This is a genomic window from Streptomyces sp. NBC_00019, assembly GCF_045041015.1.
In the GTDB taxonomy this organism is placed as follows: domain Bacteria; phylum Actinomycetota; class Actinomycetes; order Streptomycetales; family Streptomycetaceae; genus Streptomyces.
Genome location: NZ_CP108302.1, coordinates 2,665,865 through 2,691,085 on the forward strand (window position 1 = coordinate 2,665,865; position 25,221 = coordinate 2,691,085).

Genomic DNA, 25,221 nt, shown 5'->3' on the forward strand with positions numbered 1-25,221 from the left:
GCCCTTCGGCGTCGTACAGATCACGACTACTTGCGCATGACCTCGGGCTCGTGGCGGCGCAGGAAGCGGGCCACGAAGAAGCCGCAGATCACGCCGAGGACGATCAGGGCGAGCATGTCCATGCCCCAGGCGCCGACGGTGTGCTCCCACAGCGGGTCGTTGCTCTCGCCCTTGGCGGGCGGGCTGATCTTGTTGAAGTCCAGCGTGGCACCCGCGGCGGCGACCGCCCAGCGCGACGGCATCAGGTACGAGAGCTCGTTGACGCCGACCGAGCCGGACAGCGGGAACAGGCAGCCGGTGAAGACGACCTGGACGATCGCGAACATGACCAGGAGCGGCATGGTCTTCTCGGCGGTCTTCACCAGGGCCGAGATGATCAGACCGAACATCATCGCGGTGAAGCCCAGCGCCATGATCGGAATGCACAGTTCCAGGAGAATCTGGCTGCGCAGGATCAGGCCCTCGTCGGGGAGGGTGCGGCTGGAGAAGCCGATGACGCCGACCATCAGGCCCTGCAGCACGGTGACCACGCCGAGCACGAACACCTTGGACATCAGGTACGCGGAACGGGACAGGCCGGTCGCGCGCTCCCGCTCGTAGATGACCCGTTCCTTGATCAGCTCACGGACGGAGTTGGCGGCTCCGGCGAAGCAGGCGCCCACCGCGAGGATCAGCAGGACGGTGAGGGCCGTGCCGTTGGCGACGGGCAGCTTGGTCGTCGGGTTGATCTCCGTGTTGACCAGGAGGTCCTTGCCCTGGTCGATGAGCAGGCTCACCGAGCCGAGAACGAGCGGCAGGATGATCGTCAGGGCCAGGAAGCCCTTGTCCGAGGCGATCACCGAGGTGTAGCGGCGCACGAGAGTGCTGAACTGGGACAGCCAGCCCTGTGGCTTCGGCGGCCGCATCGCCTGCATCGGCGGCATCTGTACGGACTGCGGCGCAATCGCGTCGATGTCCGCGGCGTACATCTGGTAGTGCTGCGAGCCCTTCCAGCGTCCCGCCCAGTCGTAGTCGCGGTAGTTCTCGAAGGCGGAGAAGACGTCGGCCCAGGTGTCGTAGCCGAAGAAGTTCAGCGCCTCCTCGGGCGGGCCGAAGTAGGCGACCGCACCGCCGGGAGCCATCACGAGGAGTTTGTCGCAGATCGCCAGCTCGGCCACCGAGTGGGTGACGACGAGGACCGTACGGCCGTCGTCGGCGAGACCGCGCAGCAGCTGCATGACATCGCGGTCCATGCCCGGGTCGAGGCCCGACGTGGGCTCGTCCAGGAAGATCAGCGACGGCTTGGTGAGCAGCTCCAGGGCCACGGAGACACGCTTGCGCTGGCCACCGGAGAGGGAGGTGACCTTCTTCTCCTTGTGGATGTCCAGCTTCAGCTCGCGCAGTACCTCGTCGATACGGGCGTCGCGCTCGGCGCCGGTGGTGTCGGCGGGGAAACGGAGCTTGGCCGCGTACTTCAGGGCCTTCTTGACGGTCAGTTCCTTGTGCAGGATGTCGTCCTGCGGGACCAGACCGATGCGCTGGCGCAGTTCGGCGAACTGCTTGTAGAGGTTCCGGTTGTCGTAGAGGACGTCGCCCTGGTTGGCGGGCCGGTAGCCCGTCAGTGCCTTGAGCAGCGTCGACTTGCCGGAACCGGACGGTCCGATGACCGCGATCAGCGACTTCTCCGGGACGCCGAAGGAGACGTCCTTGAGGATCTGCTTGCCGCCGTCGACCGTGACGGTCAGATGGCGGGCCGAGAAGGAGACCTCACCGGTGTCGACGAACTCCTCGAGGCGGTCGCCCACGATCCGGAACGTCGAGTGACCGACACCGACGATGTCCGTCGGGCCGAGCAGGATCGAGCCGCCCTTGGCGATCGGCTGACCGTTGACGTAGGTGCCGTTGTGCGAGCCCAGGTCGCGGATCTCCATGCGCCCGTCGGGCGTCGAGTGGAACTCGGCGTGATGACGGGAGACCTGCAGGTCGGAGACGACCAGTTCGTTCTCCAGGGCACGACCGATCCGCATCACGCGGCCGATCGAGAACTGGTGGAACGTGGTCGGGCTGCGGTCGCCGTAGACCGGCGGCGCCCCCGCGCCGACGCCGGGACCCTGCTGCTGCGGAACCTTCCCGGCAGAGGGCTGCTGCTGCGGCTGCTGCCAGCCGGCCTGCGGGGCCTGCTGGTGCTGCGGTGTCTGCTGCGCCCAGCCCGGGTTCGCGGCCGGAGCGGCCTGAGCTCCCCCGCCCTGAGCGCCCTGGGCGGCGTACGGCTGCTGCTGAGGCTGCGCGGCCGGGGCCGCGGTGCCGGAGAGGCTCACCCGCGGGCCGTCGGTCGCGTTGCCCAGGTGCACCGCCGAGCCGGGGCCGAGCTCCAGCTGGTGGATCCGCTGGCCCTGCACGAAGGTGCCGTTGGTGGAGCCGTGGTCCTCGATGACCCAACTACGGCCGCTCCAGCTGATCGTGGCGTGCCTCCAGGACACCCTGGCGTCGTCGAGCACGATGTCACCCTGCGGATCGCGTCCGAGGGTGTAGGGCCTGGACACGTCTAGCGTCCAGGTACGTCCATTCAATTCCAGTACGAGTTCCGGCACTCCATGCCCCATGAGTAGTCCCCCGAGTTACCCCCAACACAGGGAGTCTAGGGATGTCGAACATCGTCGGGAACTATTTCAGGCTCTGCCCCCTGACCGAAAGTCGGGCCTTGTGAAGACCACGCGCACACGCTTCGACCGGTTCCGTTGACGGGGTTGAAACCGACCCGGAGAGTGGTAATCCACGCGAGGGGGACATGCGCGGCGATCGCCGCACCGCGGATCGGGGGGTCTGCCATGAGTGCGTCCATGGGCGTCGACACCACCAAGCACGGCTCGAAGTTGCCGTGGGGAGACATCCTGCTGTCCGCGATCGCCGCCGTGAGCTGGGCGTTGATCGGGATGGCGGGCGTCGCCGCACTCGGCCTGCACCTGCTGGAGGCCGACTCGGCGGCATCGCTGGGCCCGATGACCGCGGCGGTAGTGGCACTTGGGGCGGGTGGTTCGGTGACACCGTCCGGCGATGTGTCCGCTTTCGGACTGACGGGCGCGCAGGCGGCGACGGCCATCGAGATCACGCCATTGGGCGTCGGCCTGGTCGGTGCGCTCCTTTTGTCATGGTTCTTCCTACGGTCCTTACGGGCGGCCGGAGTTGTCGTCGCACCGGCCGAACTCCTCGTGCGCGCGGGTGCGGTGGTCGCGCTCTTCGTGGCCACGCTGGGCGGGCTGGCCTGGGCGGGTCACGACGTCATCACGATCGACGGCAGCGCACTCGGCCTCGACGAGCTGCCCGGCGGCGGCGGAGGGGGCGGGGGTCTGGAGATCCCGGGACTCGGCGATGTCGGGGACATCGGCGGACTGCTCCCGGACCAGATCGGCGACCTGGTCGACGCGAAGGCGGCGGTCGGCTTCACGGTGGACACGGTGCCGACGCTGCTCGGGGGCCTGGTCTGGTCGGCGGGCGTCCTGCTGATCGCGCTCCTGGCCTCGCGCCGCACGCCGTTGCCCCGCGGCTGGGAAGCGGTGCATCGCGTCGTCCGCCCGGCGGTGTCCGCCCTCGTGGCCGTCCTTCTGGTCGCCGTGGCGGCGGGGCTCGCCGCGGCGGCGTACGCCTCGATCGGCGACGACCATCCGAAGCGGATCGCGGGCGCGGCGCTGCTGGGCACGCCCAACGGCACCTGGCTGGGCATCCCGATCGGCCTGTTCGTGCCGTGGGACGGCCGGGCGACCGGTCCGCTGGCCGGCTTCCTCCCGGACCCCCTGGACGACCTCCTGAGCTCCGAGCGCGACCAGTCCGTGTCGCTGTCGCGGCTGGCGGAGCTGGACGGACGGGTGTGGCTGCTGGGGGTCGCGGCGGCGATGATGCTGCTGCTGGCGGGGGTGCTGACGGCGGTGCGGACGCCGGTGGGGGTGCCTGTCCCGGGGTCGGCCCAGGCCGGTGGCGGTGTCGGCGGTCCGGCGGGCGTACGGGGCTCAGGGGGCGGCGCGGGGAGTGCGCAGGTACGGGATCCGGGTGCCCTCGGTTTCGCCGGGCGCTGTGCTTTGCGGCTGGGGGTCGTGACGGCGGTGGCGTTGCCGTTGCTCGCCTGGCTGACGGAGGTGTCCGTGAACGCCTCGCTGTCGGTGCTGGGCTTCGACGCGTTCGGCGCCGGGATCGAACTGCACGGACAGCTCGGTATGGCGCTGCTCCTCGGCGCCCTGTGGGGAGCGGGTGCGGGCGCCGTCGGGGCGCTGCTCGCCCGTGCGACCGGGGCGGCGGGGAGCCGGGCGGCGCCGCTGGCACTGAGTGGCGTGGGCGGGGTTCCGGGGAACGGGGTGCCGGACGCTGGGCAGCCGCCGTATGCGGGCGGGGCCGGGGCGTATCCAGGGGCACCCGGGCGGTACCCGGGCGAGTCCGGTTCGGCGCCGCACGTGGGGCCTCCGCGGGGGGCGCCGTATGCCGCGGCGTCGGGAGCGACGCCGTATCCAGGAGCGTCGGGGGCGGATCCGTACACGGGTGATTCCCGGGGTGCGCCGCGCGGAGGCGGGGCCGGGGCGACGCCCGCGGGCGGCGAGTCCGGACCGTACACGCCGGGCGCGTCGTACCGGCCGCCGAACCCCGCGACCAATCCGTATCTGCAGGTGCCGGACGAGCTACGGGATCCGGAGGATGCGCGACCGTCCGACGCGCGGCCGCCGCGGGGCGCACCGCCGGGACACGGGCGGCCACCGGGGCGAGGGGCACAGTCCGCGGAAGGCGGCAGGCGACCGGGGGCGCCTCCCCCCGGGCAGGGCTACTCACCTTCGGGAGCACCGCCGGGGCAGGGGACTCCGCCCGGCGAGGGCACCTGGCGGGCCGGGACACACCCTCCGGGGCAGGGCCGCTCCCCCTCGGGAGCACCTGCCGGACCGGAGGGCCAGCCGAGTGAGGGCGCCTGGCGGCCCGGGACACGCCCTCCAGGGCAGGGCCGCTCCCCCTCGGGAGCGCCGACCGGACCGGAGGGCCAGCCCAGTGAGGGCGCCTGGCGGCCCGGGGCGCCTCCTCCGGGGCAAGGTCGACCGTCCTCTAGCGCACCGCCGGGGCGAGGGGCGCGGCCGCCCGGTGAGGGCGTCTGGCGGGGCGAGGTGGATCCATCTGCCGGGGGTGCGCGGCCGGCCGGTGAGGACGAGTCGCCTCCTGCCGGTGACGATGTGTACGGCGCTCCCACTGTGGTGGGCCCGATCGAGCCGCCGTCCCGGTCGCCGCGTAAGCCGCCCCGGCGTATGCCCCCGGGGCGCGAGCCGTCCACGCCCGACGACGGTCCGCCGCCGCCACCGCCGCCTCCTCCCCCGCCGGGGAGGCCGAAGGGGCGGAGGTGATCCGGGCGTGGTGATGCGAGCCGGGGCGGTCGGCGAAGGCGTTTCGGGGGCGCGGCGGCGGGGGCGAGTCGCCCGCTGCCCCACGGCCTCCGCCGCCCTCGGCCCCCGGCACGCCGACCACTTGGCCGGTAACGGTCGGTCCGGTCTCCCGACATGTGCCCATAGAGCCGTAGCCACCACGTAAGGCCCCCGCCACTTGAGCGACGCTCAGTGTTCCCTGTCCGTCAGGCGGACCTCAGGGGCGGAAGGCACTGGGTGCCGGATACGGTGGGTACACCATGAGCGCTTCGCAGACCTCCGACGTCCCCACTCTTCTCGTCAAGATCTTCGGCAAGGACAGGCCGGGCATCACAGCCGGACTCTTCGACACTCTCGCCGCCTACTCCGTCGACGTGGTCGACATCGAGCAGGTCGTCACCCGTGGCCGCATGGTGTTGTGCGCGCTCGTGACCGAGCCGCCGCGCGGGTTGGAGGGCGACCTGCGCAAGACCGTCCACAGCTGGGCGGAGTCGATGAAGATGCAGGCCGAGATCATCTCCGGCCTGGGCGACAACCGGCCCCGTGGCCTCGGCCGTTCCCTCGTCACCGTGCTCGGACATCCGCTCACCGCGGAGGCCACCGCCGCGACCGCCTCCCGGATCACCAAGGCCGGCGGCAACATCGACCGTATCTTCCGGCTGGCCAAGTACCCGGTGACCGCGGTCGAGTTCGCGGTGTCCGGTGTGGAGACCGAGCCCCTGCGGACCGCCCTGGTGACCGACGCCGCCGCGCTCGGCGTGGACGTCGCCGTCGTCGCGGCCGGGCTGCACCGGCGCGCACAGCGGCTCGTCGTCATGGACGTCGACTCGACGCTCATCCAGGACGAGGTCATCGAGCTCTTCGCCGCGCACGCCGGCTGCGAGGACAAGGTCGCCGAGGTGACGGCTGCCGCGATGCGCGGTGAGCTGGACTTCGAGCAGTCGCTGCACGCGCGCGTGGCCCTCCTCGAAGGGCTCGACGCCTCGGTCGTGGACAAGGTGCGCACCGAGGTGCGGCTGACCCCCGGCGCCCGCACCCTCATCCGTACGCTCAAGCGCCTCGGCTACCAGGTCGGTGTCGTCTCGGGCGGGTTCACCCAGGTCACCGACGACCTCAAGGAACGCCTCGGGCTGGACTTCGCCCAGGCCAACACCCTGGAGATCGTCGACGGGAAGCTGACCGGCCGGGTCACGGGCGAGATCGTGGACCGGGCGGGCAAGGCGCGGCTGCTGCGCAGGTTCGCCGCCGAGGCGGGGGTGCCGCTGGCGCAGACCGTGGCCATCGGCGACGGCGCCAACGACCTGGACATGCTCAACGCGGCCGGCCTCGGGGTCGCCTTCAACGCCAAGCCGGTGGTCCGGGAGGCGGCGCACACCGCGGTGAACGTGCCGTTCCTGGACACCGTCCTGTATCTGCTGGGTGTGACCCGCGAAGAGGTCGAGGCGGCGGACACACACGACGACATCGGCTGAGCCGTCGCGTACGGCAGCCGTCGTACGGTGTGCGAAGGGCCCGGCACCTCGGTGGTGCCGGGCCCTTCGCACAGGGTTCTCACATCGGTCGGATCATTCGGACGGTGCCCAGTAGTCCAGGAGCGTGGCCGCGCCCGGCTCCAGCGTCTTCCAGGGGCCGGTGAACGACAGAACGGCGAAGGCGGCCGCCGGGAAGCCGCGGCGGCTCATCCGCTCGCCGGCATCTCCCTCGGCCGAGCCGGCCAGGATGTCGGCGAGGCCCTGCAGGCCCGGATTGTGGCCGATCAGGACGATGTTCTGCGCGTCGTCGGGGGTCTCGTTGAGCACGGCGATCAGCTCGCCGGGCGAGGCCTCGTAGACCCGCTCCTCGTAGACGGTTTTCGGCCGGTGCGCGAACTCGTGCACGGCAAGCTTCCAGGTCTCGCGGGTCCGGGTCGCGGTGGAGCACAGGGCCAGGTCGAAGGGGATTTCGGTGTCGGCCAGCCTGCGTCCGGCTTCTGCGGCATCCTTGCGGCCCCGGTCGGCGAGCGGCCGCTCGTGGTCGGTCACCTGTGGCCAGTCGGCTTTCGCATGCCGGAAGAGGACGATCCTGCGGGATTCTGCGACGCTCATGAGACCCAGCTTCGCATGAAATAGGCCATAAGGCGCAGGGAGTTGACATGCGGCTCCACCGGTGTGTGGAGGTGGTCGAGGACCGGTCCCGCCGGGGTGCTCAGCGCGTGACCAGCTGCTGTATGCGCTCGAAGAGCTGGGTGATCAGGGGATCGTCCGCGGCGGCGTGCGCGTCGGACGGGTTCAGGATCAGCGCGAGCAGCGTGATGAAGGCGAGCGTCGGCAGGGCGAGGGCCCACCAGGGCAGCCGGATGTCGACGCGGCCCCGGGTCGCCGGGTGGGGCGGGGTGTGCGTAGGGGCCGACATGGTTGCCTCCGCGTCTTCGGGTGGGCCGGTGGTCCGCTGTGCCGCGGTCACATCTCGAAGTTACGGAATCCCGGGCCCTCAACCCATCCGGTGATCCACCCAGTTGACCCTGAGACTCGCCCCCTAGGGGATGGTGGGGCTAGCCCCACCCCCGCCGGTTCAGGGTGAGGCGATCGACGCGATGACGGCGATGATCACGAAGATGGCGAGGAACGCGCCGAAGACGAGCAGCATCTTCTTCTGGCCGTTCTGCGGGTTCGGGTCGAGCACTGGCATACGGCCAGTCTCGCACCTGCGACCGGCATCGCATCCTCCGGGGTGGCGTCAGCGGGCCGCCTCTTCCTCGACCGTCCTGTCGCGTCCCGCGAGGACGCCCACAACCATCTGCGGGACCATGAGAGCGGCCATGAGGGCGATCGGCAGGCCCCAGCCGCCGCTGTGCTGGTAGAGCACGCCGACCAGGAGCGGGCCCGGGACGGAGATCAGATAGCCGGTGCTCTGCGCGAACGCGGACAGCTGGGCGACGCCGGCGCCGGTCCTGGCCCGCATCCCGACCATCGTCAGGGCCAGCGGGAAGGCGCAGTTGGAGACGCCGAGCAGCAGGGCCCAGACCCAGGCTCCGGAGGCGGGTGCGAAGTAGAGCCCGGCGTATCCGGCGAGACCGCAGACGCCGAGCACGAGGGCGATCGGGCCCTGGTGCGCCAGCCGGGTGGCCACGCGCGGGATGACGAAGGCGAGCGGTACGCCCATCACCATCGTGACGGCGAGCAGCAGTCCGGCCGTGCTCGCGGGCACGCCCGCGTCCCGGAAGATCTGCGCCATCCAGCCCATGGTGATGTAGGCGGCGGTGGCCTGGAGCCCGAAGAAGACGGCGAGCGCCCAGGCGGTACGGCTGCGGGTGATGCGCAGCGCGGGCTGCTCCTCGCGCGCGTATGCCTCCGCGACGGGCGCCGTCCCCCGCTGCCGTATCGACGGAACCCACGGCAGTACGGCCGCGGCGGCCAGCCCCGCCCAGACCGCGAGCCCGGTCTGCCAGCTGCCGCCCAGCCTGTCGGTCACCGGCACGGTCACGGCAGCCGCGGTCGCCGTACCCAGGGCGAGGGCCATCGAGTAGAGGCCTGTCATGGAGCCGACGCGGTCCGGGAACCAGCGCTTGACGATGACGGGCATCAGGACGTTGCTGACCGCGATGCCCATGAGGGCGAGGGCGCTTGCGGCCAGGAAGCCGGCCGTGCTGCCCGTGTACGGCCGTATGAGCAGGCCTGCCGTGATGGCGACCATGCCGGCGCACACCACCGCTCCCGGTCCGAAGCGGCGGGCCAGGCGTGGGGCCATGACGCCGAAGAAGGCGAAGCAGAGCGGGGGCACGGAGGTCAGCAGCCCGGCCATGCTCCCGCTCATGCCCAGTCCGTCGCGGACCTCCTCCAGGAGGGCGCCGAGGCTGGTGATGGCGGGGCGCAGGTTGACGGCGGCCAGGACGATGCCGAGCACGAGCAGCCGTGTCGGCCACGCGCGCGTGGCGGTCGCCGGGGGCTCGCTCGCCGCCGAGCTGCGGATGTGCGGGGACGTCATCGTCCGGGTTTCCTCACGTGCCATGCTGCCCATCATAGAATCATGGGATGATTGGTTGTCCATCCCCCGACTGCCCCGGGTCGGCGATCCCATGCGAAGGTGTGCCATGCCTCTGAGCCACCCCCGTCGATCGGCACTGTCCGAGCAGGTCATCGCGGCGCTGCGGCAACAGATCACGTCGGGCGAGTGGCCGGTCGGCTCGCGCATCCCGACGGAACCGGAGCTCGTCGAGCAGCTCGGGGTGGCCCGCAACACGGTCCGTGAGGCCGTCCGCGCGCTCGCGCACAACGGCCTGCTGGACATCCGCCAGGGCTCCGGCACCTATGTCGTGGCGACCAGCGAGCTGGCCGGTGTGATGCACCGCCGGTTCGCCGACGCCGATCCCCGGCACATCGCCGAGCTCCGCTCCACGCTGGAGTCGTCCGCGGCGCGGCTGGCCGCCGGGCGGCGTTCGGAGAGGGACCTCAAGCAGCTCGACGCGCTTCTCGTACGGCGTGAGGAGGCGTGGGAGTCGGGTGACGCGGAGGCCTTCGTGACGGCGGACTCGTCCTTCCACCTGGCGGTGGTGGCGGCTTCCCACAACGACGTGATGTCGGCGATGTACGCGGACCTGGGCGAGGTGCTGCGGGACTGGCTGCGCGAGGACGTCGGCGAGGAGCTGACGCCGGAGACGTACATGGACCACGCGCGGCTGGTCGACGCGATCCGCACGGGCGACGCGGAGACGGCGGCGGCGGAGGCGGCGGGCTATCCGTTCCTGTGCCGGCCGGGCCGGTTCACCGCTTCTGGTGGCTGACCCACACCGAGCGGACTTCCTTCCAGCAGCGGCCGTCCAGACGTACGGTCTGCGCGGGTCCCACCTCGACCGGGGCGCCGTCGCTGTCGACGTCCCACCAGCGGGCGCACTCGATGTGCAGCCGGACGTGGTCGACGTCGGGATACGGGTTGTGGCAGTACGCGGTCACCCGGGAGCCGGTGACCCTGCTGTAGCAGGCGGCACCGAACAAGTCCGGTTGCTCGGCCTTCGGTGCCGCCACGCGTGCGTGCGGTGACGCCTCGTGCGGCAGGGTCAGCAGGAGAGCTACGGCGACGGTCGCTGGGGCCATGTTGCGGGACAGGCGCACAAGGGAGACCTCCTCGGCCGTGCTGGGGAGGGAAGCGTGGTGAACGCGTAATCCAGAGTGCCCAATTGTGCGCCCCGCCCGCCCGGCCGGATGGGCCGAACGGGTTACCCCACGCGGACGCGCTGAGGGGCCGCACCCTGTGCAAAGGGTGCGGCCCCTCCATGTCGGCCGAGGCTCGGCGGCAGCGTTACGCGCCGATGGCGTGCAGACCGCCGTCCACGTGGACGATCTCACCGGTGGTCTTCGGGAACCAGTCGCTCAGCAGGGCGACGACGCCCTTGCCGGCCGGCTCCGGGTCCTCCAGCTTCCACTCCAGCGGGGAGCGGCTGTCCCACACCGACGCCAGTTCGGCGAAGCCGGGGATCGACTTCGCGGCCATGGAGCCGATCGGACCGGCCGAGATCAGGTTGCAGCGGATGTTGTGCTTGCCCAGGTCACGGGCCATGTAGCGGTTGGTGGCCTCCAGGGCGGCCTTGGCCGGGCCCATCCAGTCGTACTGCGGCCAGGCGAACTGCGCGTCGAAGGTGAGGCCGACGACGGCACCGCCCTCGGTCATCAGCGGCAGCAGCGCCATGGTCAGCGACTTCAGGGAGAAGGCGGAGACGTGCATGGCGGTGGCCACGGACTCGAACGGCGTGTTCAGGAAGTTGCCGCCGAGCGCGTCCTGCGGCGCGAAGCCGATGGAGTGCACGACACCGTCGAGCCTGTCGCCCAGGTGCGCACGGACCTGGCTCTCCAGGCGGGCGAGGTGCTCGTCGTTGGAGACGTCGAGCTCCAGGACCTTGACCTTCTCCGGCCGGGGCAGCTTCTTGGCGATGCGCTCGGTGAGGGTGGGACGCGGCCACGCGGTGAGGATGATCTCCGCGCCCTGCTCCTGGGCCAGCTTGGCGGTGTGGAAGGCGATGGAGGACTCCATCAGCACACCGGTGATGAGGATCTTCTTGCCCTCGAGGATTCCAGCCATGGTGTTCAGTGACCCATTCCCAGTCCGCCGTCAACCGGGATGACGGCTCCAGTGATGTACGAGGCGTCGTCCGAGGCGAGGAACCGCACCGTTGCGGCGATCTCCTCGGGCTGCGCGTAACGACCGAGCGGCACCTGCTTCACGATGTTCTCGCGCTGCTCGTCGGTGAGCACCTTGGTCATGTCGGTGTCGACGAAGCCGGGCGCGACGACGTTGAAGGTGATGTTGCGCGAGCCCAGCTCACGGGCGAGGGAGCGCGCGAAGCCGACCAGGCCGGCCTTGGATGCGGCGTAGTTGGCCTGGCCGGGGCCGCCCATCAGTCCGACGACCGACGAGATCAGGACGACACGGCCCTTCTTGGCGCGCAGCATGGCGCGGTTGGCGCGCTTGACGACGCGGAAGGTGCCGGTGAGGTTGGTGTCGAGGACGGACGTGAAGTCCTCCTCGGACATGCGCATCAGGAGCTGGTCCTTGGTGATGCCGGCGTTGGCGACCAGGATCTCGACGGGACCGTGCGCGTCCTCGATCTCCTTGTAGGCCTGCTCCACCTGCTCGGTGTCGGTGATGTCGCACTTGACGGCGAGGCAGCCCAGTTCCGCCAGGGCGGCCGGTGGCTCACCCGAGCGGTACGTGATCGCGACCTTGTCGCCGGCTTCGGCGAAAGCTCGGGCGATGGCGAGGCCGATGCCCCGGTTGCCTCCGGTGACGAGAACCGAGCGGCTCAACGGATCACCCTTTCGATAGCGGTCTGAACTCACCCGCCCGGCATTTCGATGGCAGGCGGCTTCCTTCGAAACCTATCGGTCTGCCCCGGCGTGCGGACATTCGGGCACCGACAGTGGCTCAGGGGCCGCACTGTCGGGTCCCTACAGAAGACGGCGGACCACGCACGGAAACGTATGGTCCCCGAACCTGCGCACACGACATGATCGGAGTCCACAGGTCACGAGAGCAGGGAGATACCTCGGTGCCTCATACCATCGACGAAGCCTTCACAGCGCTTCCCCTACGCGCCCTGGCCGACGCCGCGCTGGCACGCGCGCGTGCACTGGGCGCCGACCACGCGGACTTCCGGTTCGAGCGGGTGCGCAGCGCGTCCTGGCGGCTGCGGGACGCCAAGCCCTCCGGGTCGTCGGACACCACCGACCTCGGGTACGCGGTCAGGGTCGTGCACGGCGGCACGTGGGGTTTCGCGTCGGGCGTGGATCTGAGCATGGACGCGGCGGCGCGGGTCGCCTCGCAGGCCGTGGCGATGGCGAAACTGGCCGCCCAGGTGATCAAGGCGGCGGGTTCGGACGAGCGGGTGGAGCTCGCCGACGAGCCGGTGCACTCCGAGAAGACATGGGTCTCGTCGTACGAGATCGATCCGTTCACCGTGCCCGACGAGGACAAGGCCGGGCTCCTCGCGGACTGGAGCGCGCGGCTGCTGGCGGCGAACGGGGTCAACCACGTCGACGCGTCACTGCTGACCGTCCACGAGAACAAGTTCTACGCCGACACCGCCGGGACCGTGACGACCCAGCAGCGGGTGCGGCTGCACCCGTCGTTGACCGCGGTGTCGGTCGACGAGTCGAGCGGCGAGTTCGACTCCATGCGGTCCATCGCGCCGCCGGTCGGACGCGGCTGGGAGTACCTGACGGGCACCGGCTGGGACTGGGACAGCGAGCTCGAGCAGATCCCGGAGCTGCTCGCCGAGAAGATGCGGGCGCCCAGTGTCGAGTCGGGGGTGTACGACCTGGTCGTCGACCCGTCCAACCTGTGGCTGACGATCCACGAGTCCATCGGCCACGCCACCGAACTGGACCGCGCCCTCGGCTACGAGGCGGCCTACGCCGGCACCTCCTTCGCCACCTTCGACCAGCTCGGCAAGTTGCGGTACGGCTCCGACCTGATGAACGTGACGGGTGACCGCACCGCCGAGCACGGCCTGGCGACCGTCGGCTACGACGACGAGGGTGTGGCGGGCCAGTCCTGGGACCTGGTGAAGGACGGCACGCTCGTCGGCTACCAGCTGGACCGGCGGATCGCGAAGCTGACCGGCTTCGAGCGGTCCAACGGGTGCGCGTTCGCCGACTCCCCCGGGCATGTGCCCGTGCAGCGCATGGCCAACGTCTCGCTCCAGCCGGACCCGGCCGGGATGTCGACGGAGGACCTGATCGGCGGGGTCGACCGGGGCATCTATGTCGTCGGTGACCGGTCCTGGTCGATCGACATGCAGCGCTACAACTTCCAGTTCACCGGCCAGCGGTTCTTCAAGATCGAGAACGGTCGGATCACCAGCCAGCTGCGGGACGTCGCCTACCAGGCGACCACCACCGACTTCTGGGGCTCGATGGCCGCGGTGGGCGGTCCGCAGACATACGTCCTCGGGGGCGCCTTCAACTGCGGCAAGGCCCAGCCGGGCCAGGTCGCGGCGGTGTCGCACGGCTGCCCGTCGGCCCTCTTCAAGGGCGTCAACATCCTCAACACGACCCAGGAGGCCGGTCGATGAGTCCTCGTACGAACAAGCCGCACGAGATCGTCGAACGTGCCCTGGAGCTGTCCACGGCCGACGGCTGTGTCGTCATCGCCGACGAGCAGTCGACGGCGAACCTGCGCTGGGCCGGCAACGCGCTCACCACCAACGGCGTCACACGCACGCGTACCCTCACCGTGATCGCGACGGTCGACGGCAAGGAGGGCACCGCCTCCGGGGTCGTCTCGCGGGCCGCGGTGACCGTGGACGAACTGGAGTCCCTGGTCCGGGCCGCCGAGGCCGCCGCGCGCGGTGCGGCGCCCGCCGAGGACGCGCAGCCGCTGGTGACGGGCGTACCGGCGTCCCCCGACTTCACGGACGGGCCCGCCGAGACCTCCTCCGCGGTGTTCGCCGACTTCGCACCGGCGCTCGGCGAGTCCTTCGCACGCGCGCGTGCGGGCGGCCGCGAGCTGTACGGCTTCGCCAACCACGAGCTGGTCTCCAGCTACCTCGGCACGTCGACGGGTCTGCGTCTGCGGCACGACCAGCCCAACGGGACGCTGGAGCTGAACGCCAAGTCGCCGGACCGTACGCGCTCGGCGTGGGCCGGCCGCTCCACCCGGGACTTCAAGGACGTCGACCCGGCCGCGCTGGACGCCGAGCTCGCCGTACGGCTCGGCTGGGCCGAGCGGAAGCACGATCTGCCCGCCGGTCGGTACGAGACTCTGCTGCCGCCGACCGCCGTGGCGGACCTGCTGATCTACCAGATGTGGTCGGCGTCCGGCCGGGACGCGGCCGAGGGCCGGACCGTGTTCTCCAAGCCCGGCGGTGGCACCCGGCTCGGCGACCGGCTGACCGAGCTGCCGCTGACCCTGCGCAGCGACCCCAACGAGCCGGGCCTGGAGTCCTCGCCCTTCGTGCTCACGCACTCCTCCGGCGGCGACTCGTCGGTGTTCGACAACGGGCTGCCGCTGACGGCCACCGAGTGGATGCGGGCGGGCGAGCTGAGCAGCCTGCTGACCAGCCGGCACAGCGCCGGGCTGACCGGGCTGCCGGTGGCGCCGGGCATCGACAACCTGATCCTGGACGGCGGCGAGGACCGCTCCCTGGAGGAGATGGTCGCGAACACCGCGCGCGGACTGCTGCTGACCTGCCTCTGGTACATCCGCGAGGTCGACCCGGCCACGCTGCTGCTGACCGGCCTGACCCGCGACGGCGTCTACCTCGTCGAGAACGGCGAGGTCACCGGAGAGGTCACCAACTTCCGGTTCAACGAGTCGCCGGTGGACCTGCTGGGCCGGGCCACGGAGGCCGGGCGCACGGAAAAGACGCTGCCGAGGGAGTGGAGCGACTGGTTCACTAGGGCTGCGATGCCGGCCCTGAGGGTGCCGGACTTCAATATGAGCTCTGTCAGTCGGGGCGTATAACCTCGTAGCTGGTTGTCACCCGACCACCGAAGATCATCCAAGGAGATACGAGAACCGTGACGGACATCGTCGACGAGCTGAAGTGGCGGGGGCTGATCGCCCTCTCCACTGACGAGGACGCATTGCGCAAGGCGTTCGCGGACGGCCCCGTCACGTTCTATTGCGGGTTCGACCCGACCGCACCCAGCCTGCACCTCGGCAACCTCGTGCAGATCCTGACGATGCGCCGGATCCAGCAGGCGGGCAACCGTCCGCTGGGCCTGGTGGGCGGTGCGACGGGTCTGATCGGTGACCCCAAACCGACCGCGGAGCGGACGCTGAACTCGCCGGACGTCGTGGCCCAGTGGGTCGAGCGGCTCCGGGCGCAGATCACCCCGCTGCTCGACTTCGAGGGCCCGAACGCCGCGATCATGGTCAACAACCTGGACTGGACCCAGGGGCTGTCGGCCATCGAGTTCCTGCGGGACGTGGGCAAGTACTTCCGGGTCAACAAGATGATCGCGAAGGAGGCCGTCGCCCGGCGGCTCAACTCCGACGCGGGCATCGGTTACACGGAGTTCAGCTACCAGATCCTCCAGGGCATGGACTTCCTGGAGCTGTTCCGCAGGTACGGCTGCACGCTGCAGACCGGCGGCAGCGACCAGTGGGGCAACCTCACCTCGGGCACCGACCTGATCCACCGGGTCGAGCCCGACGCCGTGGTGCACGCGCTGGCCACGCCGCTGATCACCAAGGCCGACGGCACCAAGTTCGGCAAGACGGAGTCCGGCACGATCTGGCTCGACCCGGAGATGACCACGCCGTACGCCTTCTACCAGTTCTGGCTGAACGCGGACGACCGGGACGTCTCCAAGTTCCTGCGCATCTTCAGCTTCCGCTCCCGCGAGGAGATCGAGGAGCTGGAGAAGCAGACCGAGGAGCGTCCGCAGGCCCGTGCCGCACAGCGCGCACTGGCGGAGGAGCTGACGACGCTGGTGCACGGCGCCGGCCAGACGGCCGCCGTGGTCGCCGCGAGCCGTGCGCTGTTCGGTCAGGGCGAGCTGGCGGACCTGGACGAGAAGACGCTCACGGCGGCCCTCTCCGAGGTGCCGCACATCCAGGTCGCCGAGCTCGGTCTCGTCGTGGACCTGCTCGCCGAGGTCGGCCTCGTGGCCAGCAAGTCCGCCGCGCGGCGGACCGTGAAGGAGGGCGGGGCCTACGTGAACAACATGAAGGTCGCGGCCGAGGACGCGGTTCCTGCCAAGGAGGACCTGCTCCACGGTCGCTGGCTGGTGCTGCGCCGGGGCAAGAAGAACCTGGCGGCGGTCGAGGTCACGGGCGCCTGAGCACACGGCGAGAGGGGCGGTCTCCCGTGCGGGAGGCCGCCCCTCTCGGCGTAGGTGCTCTCAGGTCCGCTGTTTCCTCTTACCCAGCGTCGCCATGTACAGCATGTCGCCGACACCCACGATGATGATCGCGGCGACAAGCTGGAAGGCGTGGCGGCTCCAGTCGATGCCGGAGGTCTCGTCGACGCCTGCGGCACGCGCGATCGCGTTGCCCGCGATGGCGCCCAGCATGCCGAAGATGGTCGTCAACCACAGAGGGCTGTGCTGCTTGCCCGGGAGGATCGCCTTCGCGATCAGGCCCAGCACGAATCCCACGATGATCGCCCACAACCAGCCCATGGCTGCCTCCTAGTACGGCTCGACGTGAGCATTACGCCCAGTGTCGGCGCATGCACGGTACGGCGCATGTCGAGTAAGCCGTACGCGCTACGGCGCAGGTCGTTCGCCCGGGCGGGAGGTGCCCCGGTCTCGTAGGCGGCGCAGACGCGGCGTAACGTAGGACGTGTCCGGGCCCGGTTCCTCTGCCGGGGGCGGAGTGGGTACGGGCCGGGGAGAGTCCGATGCGGGCGGATGGTGGAATGTGATGCGGAAGCAGCATGCGGCAGGTAACGCCCAGGTTTTCCGGATCACCGGAGCCCGTCAGGGGCTTCAGGACGATGTGCGCGGCCGGCAGCGGCGATATGTGATCTCGATGGCTGTGCGTACGGCGTCGGTGATCCTCGCGGTCTCGCTCTGGAACGTCGAACGGCACGTCGCCATCGTCGCGTTGGTACTGGGAGCTCTTCTCCCCTACGTCGCGGTGGTGATCGCCAACGCGGGGCGGGAGAACGCGCCGTCCTTGCCGTCGACGTTCGTGACCGCGCCCACGCCGCCGATGATCACGCCGCCGGGTTCTCGGAGGGGCTCCGCGGAACCGTTCCCGGAAGACGCCGTGGGCGATTCGGAGGCGGATCTGCGGGGGGAACCGCGCGAGCGGACGTGACCTTGGCGGAGGGCCCGAATCCGGAAGTTACCTCCGTACCAAGCTCAAGAAAAGCTCAGATCAATCATGTTGTTCCAGTGCCGGGCGACGGGTTACCCGTGACATACTTCCTACGCGCTCCGCATCCCCCGTCGGAGCGACAGACCGACGCCGGGCAGCTCCCCCCGTGGCTGCTCGGCGTCGCCTTGTTCACGGCACTTTGTGAGACGAAACAGTGAGTGAAGAGACCACCCCGATCTGCTCCGCGAAGGGCTGCCGCCTGGACGCCGTGTGGGTGCTCGCGTGGAACAACCCGAAGATCCATACGCCGGAGCGCCGGAAGACGTGGCTGGCGTGTGAGGAGCACCGGGAGCACCTGTCCCAGTTCCTCGGTGTGCGGGGGTTCCTGAAGGACGTCGTCCTGCTGAAGGAGTGGGAAGCGCAGGGCCAGGTTCCCTAGCCGCCGATTGCGGACATCGGCCGGTCCGGCTGCACGAACGTCGGGTCATCCAGGCCCGCGCCCGCCTTCTTGCCCCACATCGCCACCTTCCAGATGCGGGCTATCTCCTCGTCCGGTGCTCCCGAGCGCAGGGCCGCGCGCAGGTCCGTCTCCTCCGTCGCGAACAGGCAGGTGCGGACCTGGCCGTCGGCGGTGAGGCGGGTGCGGTCGCAGGCTGAGCAGAACGGGCGGGTGACCGAGGCGATGACACCCACGACGTGCGGGCCGCCGTCCACCAGCCAGCGTTCCGCCGGGGCCGAGCCGCGCTTTTCGGAGCCCTCTTCCGTCAGGTCGAAGCGGGTGCGCAGGGAGGTGAGGATGTCGCCTGCGGTGATCATGCCGTCGCGCTTCCAGCCGTGCTGGGCGTCCAGAGGCATCTGCTCGATGAAGCGCAGCTCGTAGTCGTGCTCGACCGCCCAGGCCAGCAGGTCGGGGGCCTCGTCGTCGTTCAGGCCCGGCATCAGGACCGAGTTGACCTTCACCGGGGTCAGGCCCGCCTCGCGGGCCGCGTACAGGCCCTCGATGACGTCCTTGTGGCGGTCCCGGCGGGTGAGGGTCTTGAAGACGTCGGGGCGCAGGGTGTCCAGGGAGACGTTGACCCGGTCCAGGCCCGCCGCCTTCAGGGCGGTCGCGGTGCGCTTGAGGCCGATGCCGTTGGTCGTCAGCGACATCTGGGGGCGGGGCTCCAGGGCTGCGACGCGCTCCACTATGCCCACCAGGCCCGGGCGCAGCAGCGGCTCGCCGCCCGTGAAGCGGACCTCCTCGATACCCAGCGAGGTGACCGCGATGTCGATCAGGCGGACGATCTCGTCGTCCGTGAGCAGATCGGGCTTGGCCAGCCACTGCAGGCCCTCCTCGGGCATGCAGTACGTACAGCGCAGATTGCACCGGTCGGTCAGCGAGACTCTCAGGTCGGTGGCCTGCCGGCCGTAGGTGTCGATGAGCACGTGGGCCCCCTCCCTCGTCTGCGAAACACTGTCGAGCACTCGAGGAGCACTCGTTTCCCGTCACCTGCGAGCCTACGTGACCCGACTGACATCGACAGTGCCCGATCCCACGAGGTAAGACGCGGCCGCGTCGTAGAGACCTACGACGCGGCCGGTCACGGAGCGCTGCCCGGCGAACTCAGTGGGCGCCGGTGCCGGTCAGGGACCGGACCTCCAGCTCCGCGTACTTGCCGGCGTCGGGCTCCTCCTTGGACAGGACGGTGCCGAGCCAGCCCATCGCGAAGCCGAACGGGATGGAGATGATGCCCGGGTTCTTCAGCGGGAAGTAGGCGAAGTCGACGTCCGGGAACATCGCCTTCGGGTCGCCGGAGACGACGGGCGAGAACAGCACCAGGCCGACGGCGACGATCAGACCGCCGTAGATCGACCACAGTGCGCCCTGGGTGGTGAACTTCTTCCAGAACAGGCTGTAGAGGATCGTCGGCAGGTTCGCGGACGCGGCGACCGCGAAGGCCAGCGCGACCAGGCCGGCCACGTTGAGGTCGCGGGCGAGGGCGCCCAGGCCGATGGCTGCGGCACCGATGAAGACGGTCGCCACGCGGGCCGCGCGGACCTCTTCCTTGCCGGACGCCTGGCCCTTGCGGATGACGTTGGCGTAGATGTCGTGCGCGAACGAGGACGACGAGGCGAGGGTCAGACCTGCCACCACCGCCAGGATCGTCGCGAAGGCCACCGCCGAGATCGTCGCCAGCAGGATCGCGCCCCACGTCGAGTCGACGCCGCCCAGGTGCAGGGCGAGCAGCGGGGCCGCCGTGTTGCCGGACGGGTTGGATTCGATGATCTCCTTCTGGTCGATCAGCGCGGCGGCGCCGAAGCCGAGCGCGATCGTCATCAGGTAGAAGCCGCCGATGATGCCGATGGCCCAGTTCACGGACTTACGGGCGGCCTTGGCGTTGGGCACCGTGTAGAAGCGGATCAGGATGTGCGGCAGACCCGCCGTGCCGAGCACCAGGGCGATGCCCAGGGAGATGAAGTCCAGCTTGGAGGTGCCGGTCGCGCCGTACTGGAGGCCGGGCTCCAGGAAGGCGGAGCCCTTGCCGCTCTTCTCGGCGGCCGTGCCGAGCAGGTCGGAGATGTTGAAGTTGAACTTCAGCAGCACCAGGAACGTGATCAGGATCGTGCCGCTGATGAGGAGGACGGCCTTGACCATCTGGACCCAGGTGGTGCCCTTCATGCCGCCGATGGAGACGTACACAATCATCAGGATGCCGACGAGGGCGACGATGCCGATCTTGCCCGCGTCGGAGGTGATGCCGAGCAGCAGCGAGACCAGGACACCCGCGCCGGCCATCTGGGCCAGCAGGTAGAAGATCGAGACGACGATCGTGGAGGTGCCGGCCGCGGTGCGGACCGGGCGCTGGCGCATGCGGTACGCCAGTACGTCACCCATGGTGTAGCGGCCGGAGTTCCTGAGCGGCTCGGCGACCAGGAGCAGCGCCACCAGCCAGGCGACCAGGAAGCCGATGGAGTACAGGAAGCCGTCGTAGCCGAAGAGGGCGATGGCGCCGGCGATGCCGAGGAACGACGCGGCCGACATGTAGTCGCCGGAGACCGCGAGACCGTTCTGGAAGGCGCTGAACTGGCGTCCGCCGGCGTAGAAGTCGGCGGCGTCCTTGGTCTGGCGGCCCGCCCAGACCGTGATGACCAGGGTCGCGACGACGAACACCGCGAAGAGGCTGATGATCAGTGGTCGGTGCTCGCCGGCCTCTCCGGCCGCGAGGACACTCTGCTGCGCGATGCTCATGCGTCGCCCTCCATACGGGACTTGATCGCCTCGGCCTTGGGGTCGAGCTTCGCGGCGGCGTGCCGGGAGTACCACCAGGCGATGAGGAACGTGGTGATGAACTGGGCGATGCCGAGGACGAAGGCGACGTTGATGTTGCCGAAGAGCTTGGTGCCCATGAGGTCGCCGGCAAAGTTCGACAGCAGGACGTACAGCAGGTACCAGGCGATGAAGCCGACGGTCAGGGGGAAGGCGAAGGAGCGGTAGGAGTGGCGTAGTTCACCGAACTCCGCACTCTCCTGCACCGCGGTGAACTCCTCGGCGCTGGGGAGTTTGTGTTGCTCTTTCGAGGGGGGCGGTGCGTCGGTAGCCACGGAGTCTCCTCGCGTTGCGGGTGCTGTTGCCACGGTGGACTGGGACGGGTCTGGGTCCGGGGACGGGTTCGGTACGACGGGCATGTGACGGCTCTGTTCCTCACGGTGACCAGGGGGCTCGATCGTGCTCGTGCTCCCTGCCCAACGTCACGGCGGCACGCGAGGAGCGGTTCAACTACCCGGGCTTCTTTCCGAAGTCACCTCGGGTAGGTCATTGCTGGCCAGCGACTTCGCGGGATAGCTTCGCCACTGCACCACCCGTCATGTACCTGCCCGAGCACCACCTGTGTTCGGGCGGTTCTCGTTTCCGGATGATGTGGAGACCCCATGCCTCATCTGCGTTCCAGACGTCGGCTCGCTCTGGCCGTGCCCGTCGTTCTCTCGCTGACCGCCTCGCTCGGCTTCCTGCCGACGGCCGCCTCGGCCGCCCCGTACGCGGAGCCGACCACGCAGGCCGCGGACGCGCCCAACCTCTCGTACGTGGTCAACACCAAGGTGGACCACAAGACGATCGCGTCGGTGAAGAAGGCCGTCGTCGCCAAGGGCGGCACGATCGTCATCACGTACGAGAAGATCGGCGTGATCGTCGTCCACTCGGCCAACCCGGACTTCGGCGCACAGATACGCGCGGTGCGCGGCGTGCAGTCGGCGGGTGCGACGCGCACCTCGGCGCTCACTCCCGCGAGCACCACGGACGAGGGCGCGGCCCAGATCCTGACGAAGGAACAGGCCGAGAAGATCGAGAGCGCCTCCGCGGCCGACGCGGAGAGCGAGCCCCTCGAGGCCGACCAGTGGGACCTGCGGGCGATCGGCGCCGACAAGGCCGCGCAGATCAACCCGGGCAGCAAGAAGGTCACCGTCGCCGTCATCGACACCGGCGTCGACGACACCCACCCGGACATCGCGCCGAACTTCTCGGCCTCGCAGTCGGCCAACTGCGACGGCGGTGTCGCGGACACCACCGAGGGCGCTTGGCGGCCGTACACCGTGGACGACTACCACGGCACGCACGTGGCCGGTGAGATCGCCGCCGCCCGCAACGGCATCGGTGTGGCCGGTGTCGCGCCCGGCGTGAAGGTCTCGGCCATCAATGTGACCGACCCGAGCAACGGCCTCTTCTACCCGGAGAGCGTCGTCTGCGCGTTCGTGTTCGCCGCCGACCATGGCGTCGAGGTCACGAACAACAGCTACTACGTGGACCCGTGGCTGTACAACTGCCTCGACGACCCCGACCAGCGGGCCATCGTCGACGCGGTCAACCGGGCCTCGCTGTACGCCCAGAAGAAGGGCACGCTCAACCTGGCGTCGGCGGGCAACTCCAACGACGACCTCGACTCGGACGCCCTGGTCGACGACAGCAGCCCCGACGACTCCACGCCGGTGACGCGCACCATCGACCCGCACGAGTGCTTCGACGTGCCGACCCAGCTGCCGGGTGTCGTGACGGTCAGCGCCACGGGCGTGCAGAACCTGAAGTCGTACTACTCCTCGTACGGTTACGGCGTCGTCGACATCGCGGCCCCGGGCGGTGACCGGCTCTACCAGATCCCGGACACGCCGTCGAAGAACGGCCGCATCCTGTCGACCATGCCGAACAACTCGTACGGCTTCCTGCAGGGCACCTCGATGGCCTCCCCGCACGCCGCGGGCGTCGCCGCGCTGCTGAAGTCGACGCACCCGAAGGCGTCTGCGGCGCAGTTGCAGGCACTGCTGAAGGCGCAGGCGAACAACCCCGGCTGCCCGGCCTCCTACGACCAGGACGGCGACGGCACGCAGGACGCGACCTGCGTCGGGGGCAAGCGGGTGAACGGGTTCTACGGCTACGGCATCGTCAACGCGCTGCGCGCGGTCCAGTAGCCCGCACAGCACCCGCACGGTCCGCTCGTACCGCGAACGAACTGGAGACAGCATGACAGCGCCTGACCCGCGCTTCCGCCGTGCGCTGGCCATCCCGATGGGGATGGCCATGGCGACGGCACTCGCGTTCCTGCCGAACGTCTCGGCATCCGCGGCGGAGGAGTCCCCCGCGGCCGACGCGACCTCGCTCAGCTATGTCGTCAACGTCAGCCCCGGACACGGGCCTTCGAAGCATGTGCAGAAGGCGATCTCCGAGGCCGGCGGCACGATCGTCACGTCGTACGACCAGATAGGCGTGATCGTCGTCCACTCGGCGAACCCCGACTTCGCCAAGGTCGTGCGCACCGTGCGCGGGGTGGAGTCGGCCGGCAACACCCGTAACGCGCCGCTGCCCGCGCAGTCGACGACGGACGTGGGTACGCCGAAGGTGCTCAGCGCCGCGGAGGTCGCGGACGCCGAGGCGGTCGCCGGACAGGACCCGCTCGAGCCCCTGCAGTGGGACCTGCCCGCCATCAAGGCGGACAAGGCGCACGAGAAGTCGCTCGGCAGCAGCAAGGTGACCGTCGCCGTCATCGACACCGGTGTCGACGACACGCACCCGGACATCGCGCCGAACTTCGACCGTGCCGCGTCGGTCAACTGTGTGACGGGCAAGCCGGACACGACCGACGGGGCGTGGCGGCCCACCACGGGTGAAAGCCCGCACGGCACGCATGTGGCCGGTGAGATCGCGGCCGCCAAGAACGGCGTCGGCATGACGGGTGTCGCGCCCGGTGTGAAGGTGTCCGGCATCAAGGTGTCCACGACGGCCGGCTACTTCTACACGGAGGCCGTGGTCTGCGGCTTCGTGTGGGCGGCCGAGCACGGCGTCGATGTGACGAACAACAGCTATTACACCGACCCGTGGTACTTCAACTGCAAGAACGACCCGGACCAGAGGGCGCTCGTCGACGCCGTCTCCCGGGCCTCGCGGTACGCGGAGAAGAAGGGCGCCGTCAATGTCGCGGCGGCCGGCAACGAGAACTACGACCTCGCGGCCGACGAGATCACCGACCCGGTCTCCCCGAACGACGGCACGCCCTCGGACCGGGTGATCGACCCGTCGGAGTGCCTCGACATCCCGACCCAGCTGCCGGGTGTCGTGACGGTCGCGGCGACCGGGGCGAAGGGCATCAAGTCGTCCTTCTCCAACCATGGTCTGGGCGTCATCGACATCGCCGCACCGGGCGGCGACTCGACCCGCTTCCAGACCCCGGCCCCGCCGGCCACCAGCGGCCTGATCCTGGGCACGCTGCCGGGCGGCGGCTGGGGTTACATGGCCGGTACGTCGATGGCCTCGCCGCATGTCGCGGGTGTGGCCGCGCTCATCAAGTCGACGCACCCGAAGGCCTCCCCGGCCCTGGTGAAGGCCCTGCTGTACGCGGAGGCCGACGCCACGCCGTGCACCGACCCGTACGACATCGACGGCGACGGGAAGGTCGACGCGGTGTGTGAGGGGCCGAAGAACTACAACGGCTTCTACGGGTGGGGTACCGCGGACGCGTTGGACGCGGTGACGAGGTAACGCTCACGCGCGCGTGAAGGGGTCGGGACTGGTTCCCGGCCCCTTTTGCGTATGGGGGAAGATCTACGGCCATGGACGTGTACCAAGATCCCGCCACCTGGACGCCCGAACCGGTGCGGCCCAGAGGGCTGTTGAGAGTGCGCTTCATTGCGACCGTGCTGATTCTGCCGGTGCTCTGGGTGTTCTGGACGGTGGTCATCCTCGTCACCGTCGCCGTGGGCATGGTCACAGAAGTGATCGTCATGCTCAGCAACTCGTACGAGAACGGCCTGTTCAAGCTGCTGGACCGCGCCCTGGCTCGCATGCGCCTGCCTTCCTGGGGCGTGACCTGGCCCGAGCTTCGGCACGAGGGCGACACCGCGTACTACAGGACCCGGGTCGAGAAGGTGGTCGGCAAATGGACCGCCATGGCTTCGGCCCCGCGCAACCTCAAGAAGTACCGGCGGTTGGTCGAGTGCGAGATACCCCTGCGCGACTATCGCGGCGCCGGCGGTCGTTACGTCGCGGAGGTCGCCCTCAGCCAGGGCTGGGAGCTGCGGCCCACGGACGTGCGCAAGGAGGTACGTCTCTGGTGGTCGGCCGCCTCGACAGCCGACAGCATGGGTTGATTGG

22 protein-coding genes and 1 pseudogene are annotated in these 25,221 nt (G+C 69.8%); 11 read left to right on the forward strand and 12 right to left on the reverse strand.

Annotated elements, in window-relative coordinates; all coding sequences use genetic code 11:
* Positions 1-26 precede the first annotated feature (26 nt).
* Positions 27-2,570, reverse strand: a complete 2,544-nt coding sequence (locus tag OHU89_RS12780) for an FHA domain-containing protein (protein WP_405654465.1) — start codon at positions 2,568-2,570, stop codon at positions 27-29.
* A 237-nt stretch (positions 2,571-2,807) separates the two neighbouring features.
* Here OHU89_RS12780 and OHU89_RS12785 point away from each other — a divergent pair.
* Together OHU89_RS12785 and serB are read left to right on the forward strand one after the other, a co-directional pair.
* Positions 2,808-4,748: pseudogene (locus OHU89_RS12785) on the forward strand (streptophobe family protein); the annotation flags it as partial.
* An 878-nt stretch (positions 4,749-5,626) separates the two neighbouring features.
* Positions 5,627-6,838, forward strand: coding sequence for a phosphoserine phosphatase SerB (gene serB, locus OHU89_RS12790; RefSeq protein WP_405642480.1), 1,212 nt, complete (start codon positions 5,627-5,629; stop codon positions 6,836-6,838).
* A 93-nt stretch (positions 6,839-6,931) separates the two neighbouring features.
* On the opposite strand, the gene OHU89_RS12795 is transcribed toward serB, so the two are convergent.
* From OHU89_RS12795 to OHU89_RS12810, 4 genes are all read right to left on the reverse strand, one after another.
* Positions 6,932-7,450, reverse strand: coding sequence for a SixA phosphatase family protein (locus tag OHU89_RS12795; protein WP_405642482.1), 519 nt, complete (start codon positions 7,448-7,450; stop codon positions 6,932-6,934).
* Positions 7,451-7,550: 100 nt separating this feature from the next.
* Complete coding sequence (locus OHU89_RS12800; RefSeq protein ID WP_046257754.1) at positions 7,551-7,757, reverse strand: hypothetical protein; 207 nt, start codon at positions 7,755-7,757, stop codon at positions 7,551-7,553.
* Positions 7,758-7,916: 159 nt separating this feature from the next.
* Positions 7,917-8,033: an SGM_5486 family transporter-associated protein gene (locus OHU89_RS12805; RefSeq protein WP_266829118.1), complete on the reverse strand. Its 117-nt coding sequence runs from the start codon at positions 8,031-8,033 to the stop codon at positions 7,917-7,919.
* 48 nt (positions 8,034-8,081) lie between these two features.
* Positions 8,082-9,365 carry a CynX/NimT family MFS transporter gene (locus OHU89_RS12810; protein ID WP_405642484.1) on the reverse strand — a complete coding sequence of 428 codons (1,284 nt, stop codon included), beginning with the start codon at positions 9,363-9,365 and terminating at the stop codon, positions 8,082-8,084.
* A gap of 70 nt (positions 9,366-9,435) precedes the next feature.
* On the opposite strand from OHU89_RS12810, the gene OHU89_RS12815 reads away from it, so the two are divergent.
* On the forward strand, positions 9,436-10,125 hold the full coding sequence (locus OHU89_RS12815; RefSeq protein WP_405642486.1) for a FadR/GntR family transcriptional regulator: 690 nt from the start codon (positions 9,436-9,438) through the stop codon (positions 10,123-10,125).
* Here the strand turns inward: OHU89_RS12815 and OHU89_RS12820 are convergent.
* The 3 genes from OHU89_RS12820 to fabG all read right to left on the reverse strand — a co-directional run bounded on the left by OHU89_RS12820 (position 10,106) and on the right by fabG (position 12,142).
* Positions 10,106-10,453, reverse strand: coding sequence for a hypothetical protein (locus OHU89_RS12820; RefSeq protein ID WP_405642488.1), 348 nt, complete (start codon positions 10,451-10,453; stop codon positions 10,106-10,108). The two genes, OHU89_RS12815 and OHU89_RS12820, sit on opposite strands and share 20 nt — an antisense overlap.
* Before the next feature lie 187 nt (positions 10,454-10,640).
* Positions 10,641-11,417 carry an enoyl-ACP reductase FabI gene (fabI, locus tag OHU89_RS12825; protein ID WP_405642490.1) on the reverse strand — a complete coding sequence of 259 codons (777 nt, stop codon included), beginning with the start codon at positions 11,415-11,417 and terminating at the stop codon, positions 10,641-10,643.
* Positions 11,418-11,422: 5 nt separating this feature from the next.
* Positions 11,423-12,142, reverse strand: coding sequence for a 3-oxoacyl-[acyl-carrier-protein] reductase (gene fabG / locus OHU89_RS12830; protein WP_266894307.1), 720 nt, complete (start codon positions 12,140-12,142; stop codon positions 11,423-11,425).
* A 242-nt stretch (positions 12,143-12,384) separates the two neighbouring features.
* Between fabG and OHU89_RS12835 the strand changes: the two genes are divergently transcribed.
* Genes OHU89_RS12835 through tyrS form a run of 3 tightly spaced genes read left to right on the forward strand, consistent with a single transcriptional unit; the run spans position 12,385 to position 16,624 of the window.
* A complete protein-coding gene (locus OHU89_RS12835; protein ID WP_405642491.1) occupies positions 12,385-13,908 on the forward strand; it encodes a TldD/PmbA family protein in 1,524 nt (507 codons plus the stop codon).
* Positions 13,905-15,299, forward strand: coding sequence for a metallopeptidase TldD-related protein (locus OHU89_RS12840; RefSeq protein ID WP_266894303.1), 1,395 nt, complete (start codon positions 13,905-13,907; stop codon positions 15,297-15,299). Before OHU89_RS12835 ends, OHU89_RS12840 begins: the two co-directional genes overlap by 4 nt.
* 56 nt (positions 15,300-15,355) lie before the next feature.
* Positions 15,356-16,624: a tyrosine--tRNA ligase gene (gene tyrS / locus OHU89_RS12845; RefSeq protein WP_405642492.1), complete on the forward strand. Its 1,269-nt coding sequence runs from the start codon at positions 15,356-15,358 to the stop codon at positions 16,622-16,624.
* A 60-nt stretch (positions 16,625-16,684) separates the two neighbouring features.
* On the opposite strand, the gene OHU89_RS12850 is transcribed toward tyrS, so the two are convergent.
* Positions 16,685-16,963, reverse strand: coding sequence for a GlsB/YeaQ/YmgE family stress response membrane protein (locus OHU89_RS12850; RefSeq protein ID WP_266894299.1), 279 nt, complete (start codon positions 16,961-16,963; stop codon positions 16,685-16,687).
* A gap of 244 nt (positions 16,964-17,207) precedes the next feature.
* Here OHU89_RS12850 and OHU89_RS12855 point away from each other — a divergent pair, with 244 nt between their 5' ends.
* The gene (locus OHU89_RS12855) at positions 17,208-17,606 is read left to right on the forward strand and encodes a DUF3099 domain-containing protein (protein ID WP_405642494.1); all 399 of its coding nucleotides are present in this window, start codon (positions 17,208-17,210) and stop codon (positions 17,604-17,606) included.
* A 214-nt stretch (positions 17,607-17,820) separates the two neighbouring features.
* Complete coding sequence (locus tag OHU89_RS12860) at positions 17,821-18,045, forward strand: hypothetical protein (protein ID WP_266829096.1); 225 nt, start codon at positions 17,821-17,823, stop codon at positions 18,043-18,045.
* Here the strand turns inward: OHU89_RS12860 and moaA are convergent.
* The 3 genes from moaA to OHU89_RS12875 all read right to left on the reverse strand — a co-directional run bounded on the left by moaA (position 18,042) and on the right by OHU89_RS12875 (position 21,188).
* Entirely contained in the window at positions 18,042-19,031 is a 990-nt protein-coding gene (moaA, locus tag OHU89_RS12865; protein ID WP_266894293.1) for a GTP 3',8-cyclase MoaA, read from the reverse strand. The genes OHU89_RS12860 and moaA overlap by 4 nt on opposite strands.
* A gap of 178 nt (positions 19,032-19,209) precedes the next feature.
* Positions 19,210-20,835, reverse strand: a complete 1,626-nt coding sequence (locus OHU89_RS12870; RefSeq protein ID WP_405642496.1) for a cation acetate symporter — start codon at positions 20,833-20,835, stop codon at positions 19,210-19,212.
* Entirely contained in the window at positions 20,832-21,188 is a 357-nt protein-coding gene (locus tag OHU89_RS12875; RefSeq protein WP_405642498.1) for a DUF485 domain-containing protein, read from the reverse strand. Before OHU89_RS12875 ends, OHU89_RS12870 begins: the two co-directional genes overlap by 4 nt.
* A 327-nt stretch (positions 21,189-21,515) precedes the next feature.
* Here OHU89_RS12875 and OHU89_RS12880 point away from each other — a divergent pair, with 327 nt between their 5' ends.
* The 3 genes from OHU89_RS12880 to OHU89_RS12890 all read left to right on the forward strand — a co-directional run bounded on the left by OHU89_RS12880 (position 21,516) and on the right by OHU89_RS12890 (position 25,217).
* Positions 21,516-23,045: a S8 family peptidase gene (locus OHU89_RS12880; RefSeq protein WP_405642502.1), complete on the forward strand. Its 1,530-nt coding sequence runs from the start codon at positions 21,516-21,518 to the stop codon at positions 23,043-23,045.
* Positions 23,046-23,097: 52 nt separating this feature from the next.
* A complete protein-coding gene (locus tag OHU89_RS12885) occupies positions 23,098-24,609 on the forward strand; it encodes a S8 family peptidase (protein ID WP_405642504.1) in 1,512 nt (503 codons plus the stop codon).
* A gap of 71 nt (positions 24,610-24,680) precedes the next feature.
* Positions 24,681-25,217 (forward strand): hypothetical protein, encoded by a 537-nt coding sequence (locus tag OHU89_RS12890; RefSeq protein ID WP_405642506.1) that lies wholly within the window; start codon positions 24,681-24,683, stop codon positions 25,215-25,217.
* The last annotated feature ends 4 nt before the right edge of the window (positions 25,218-25,221 follow it).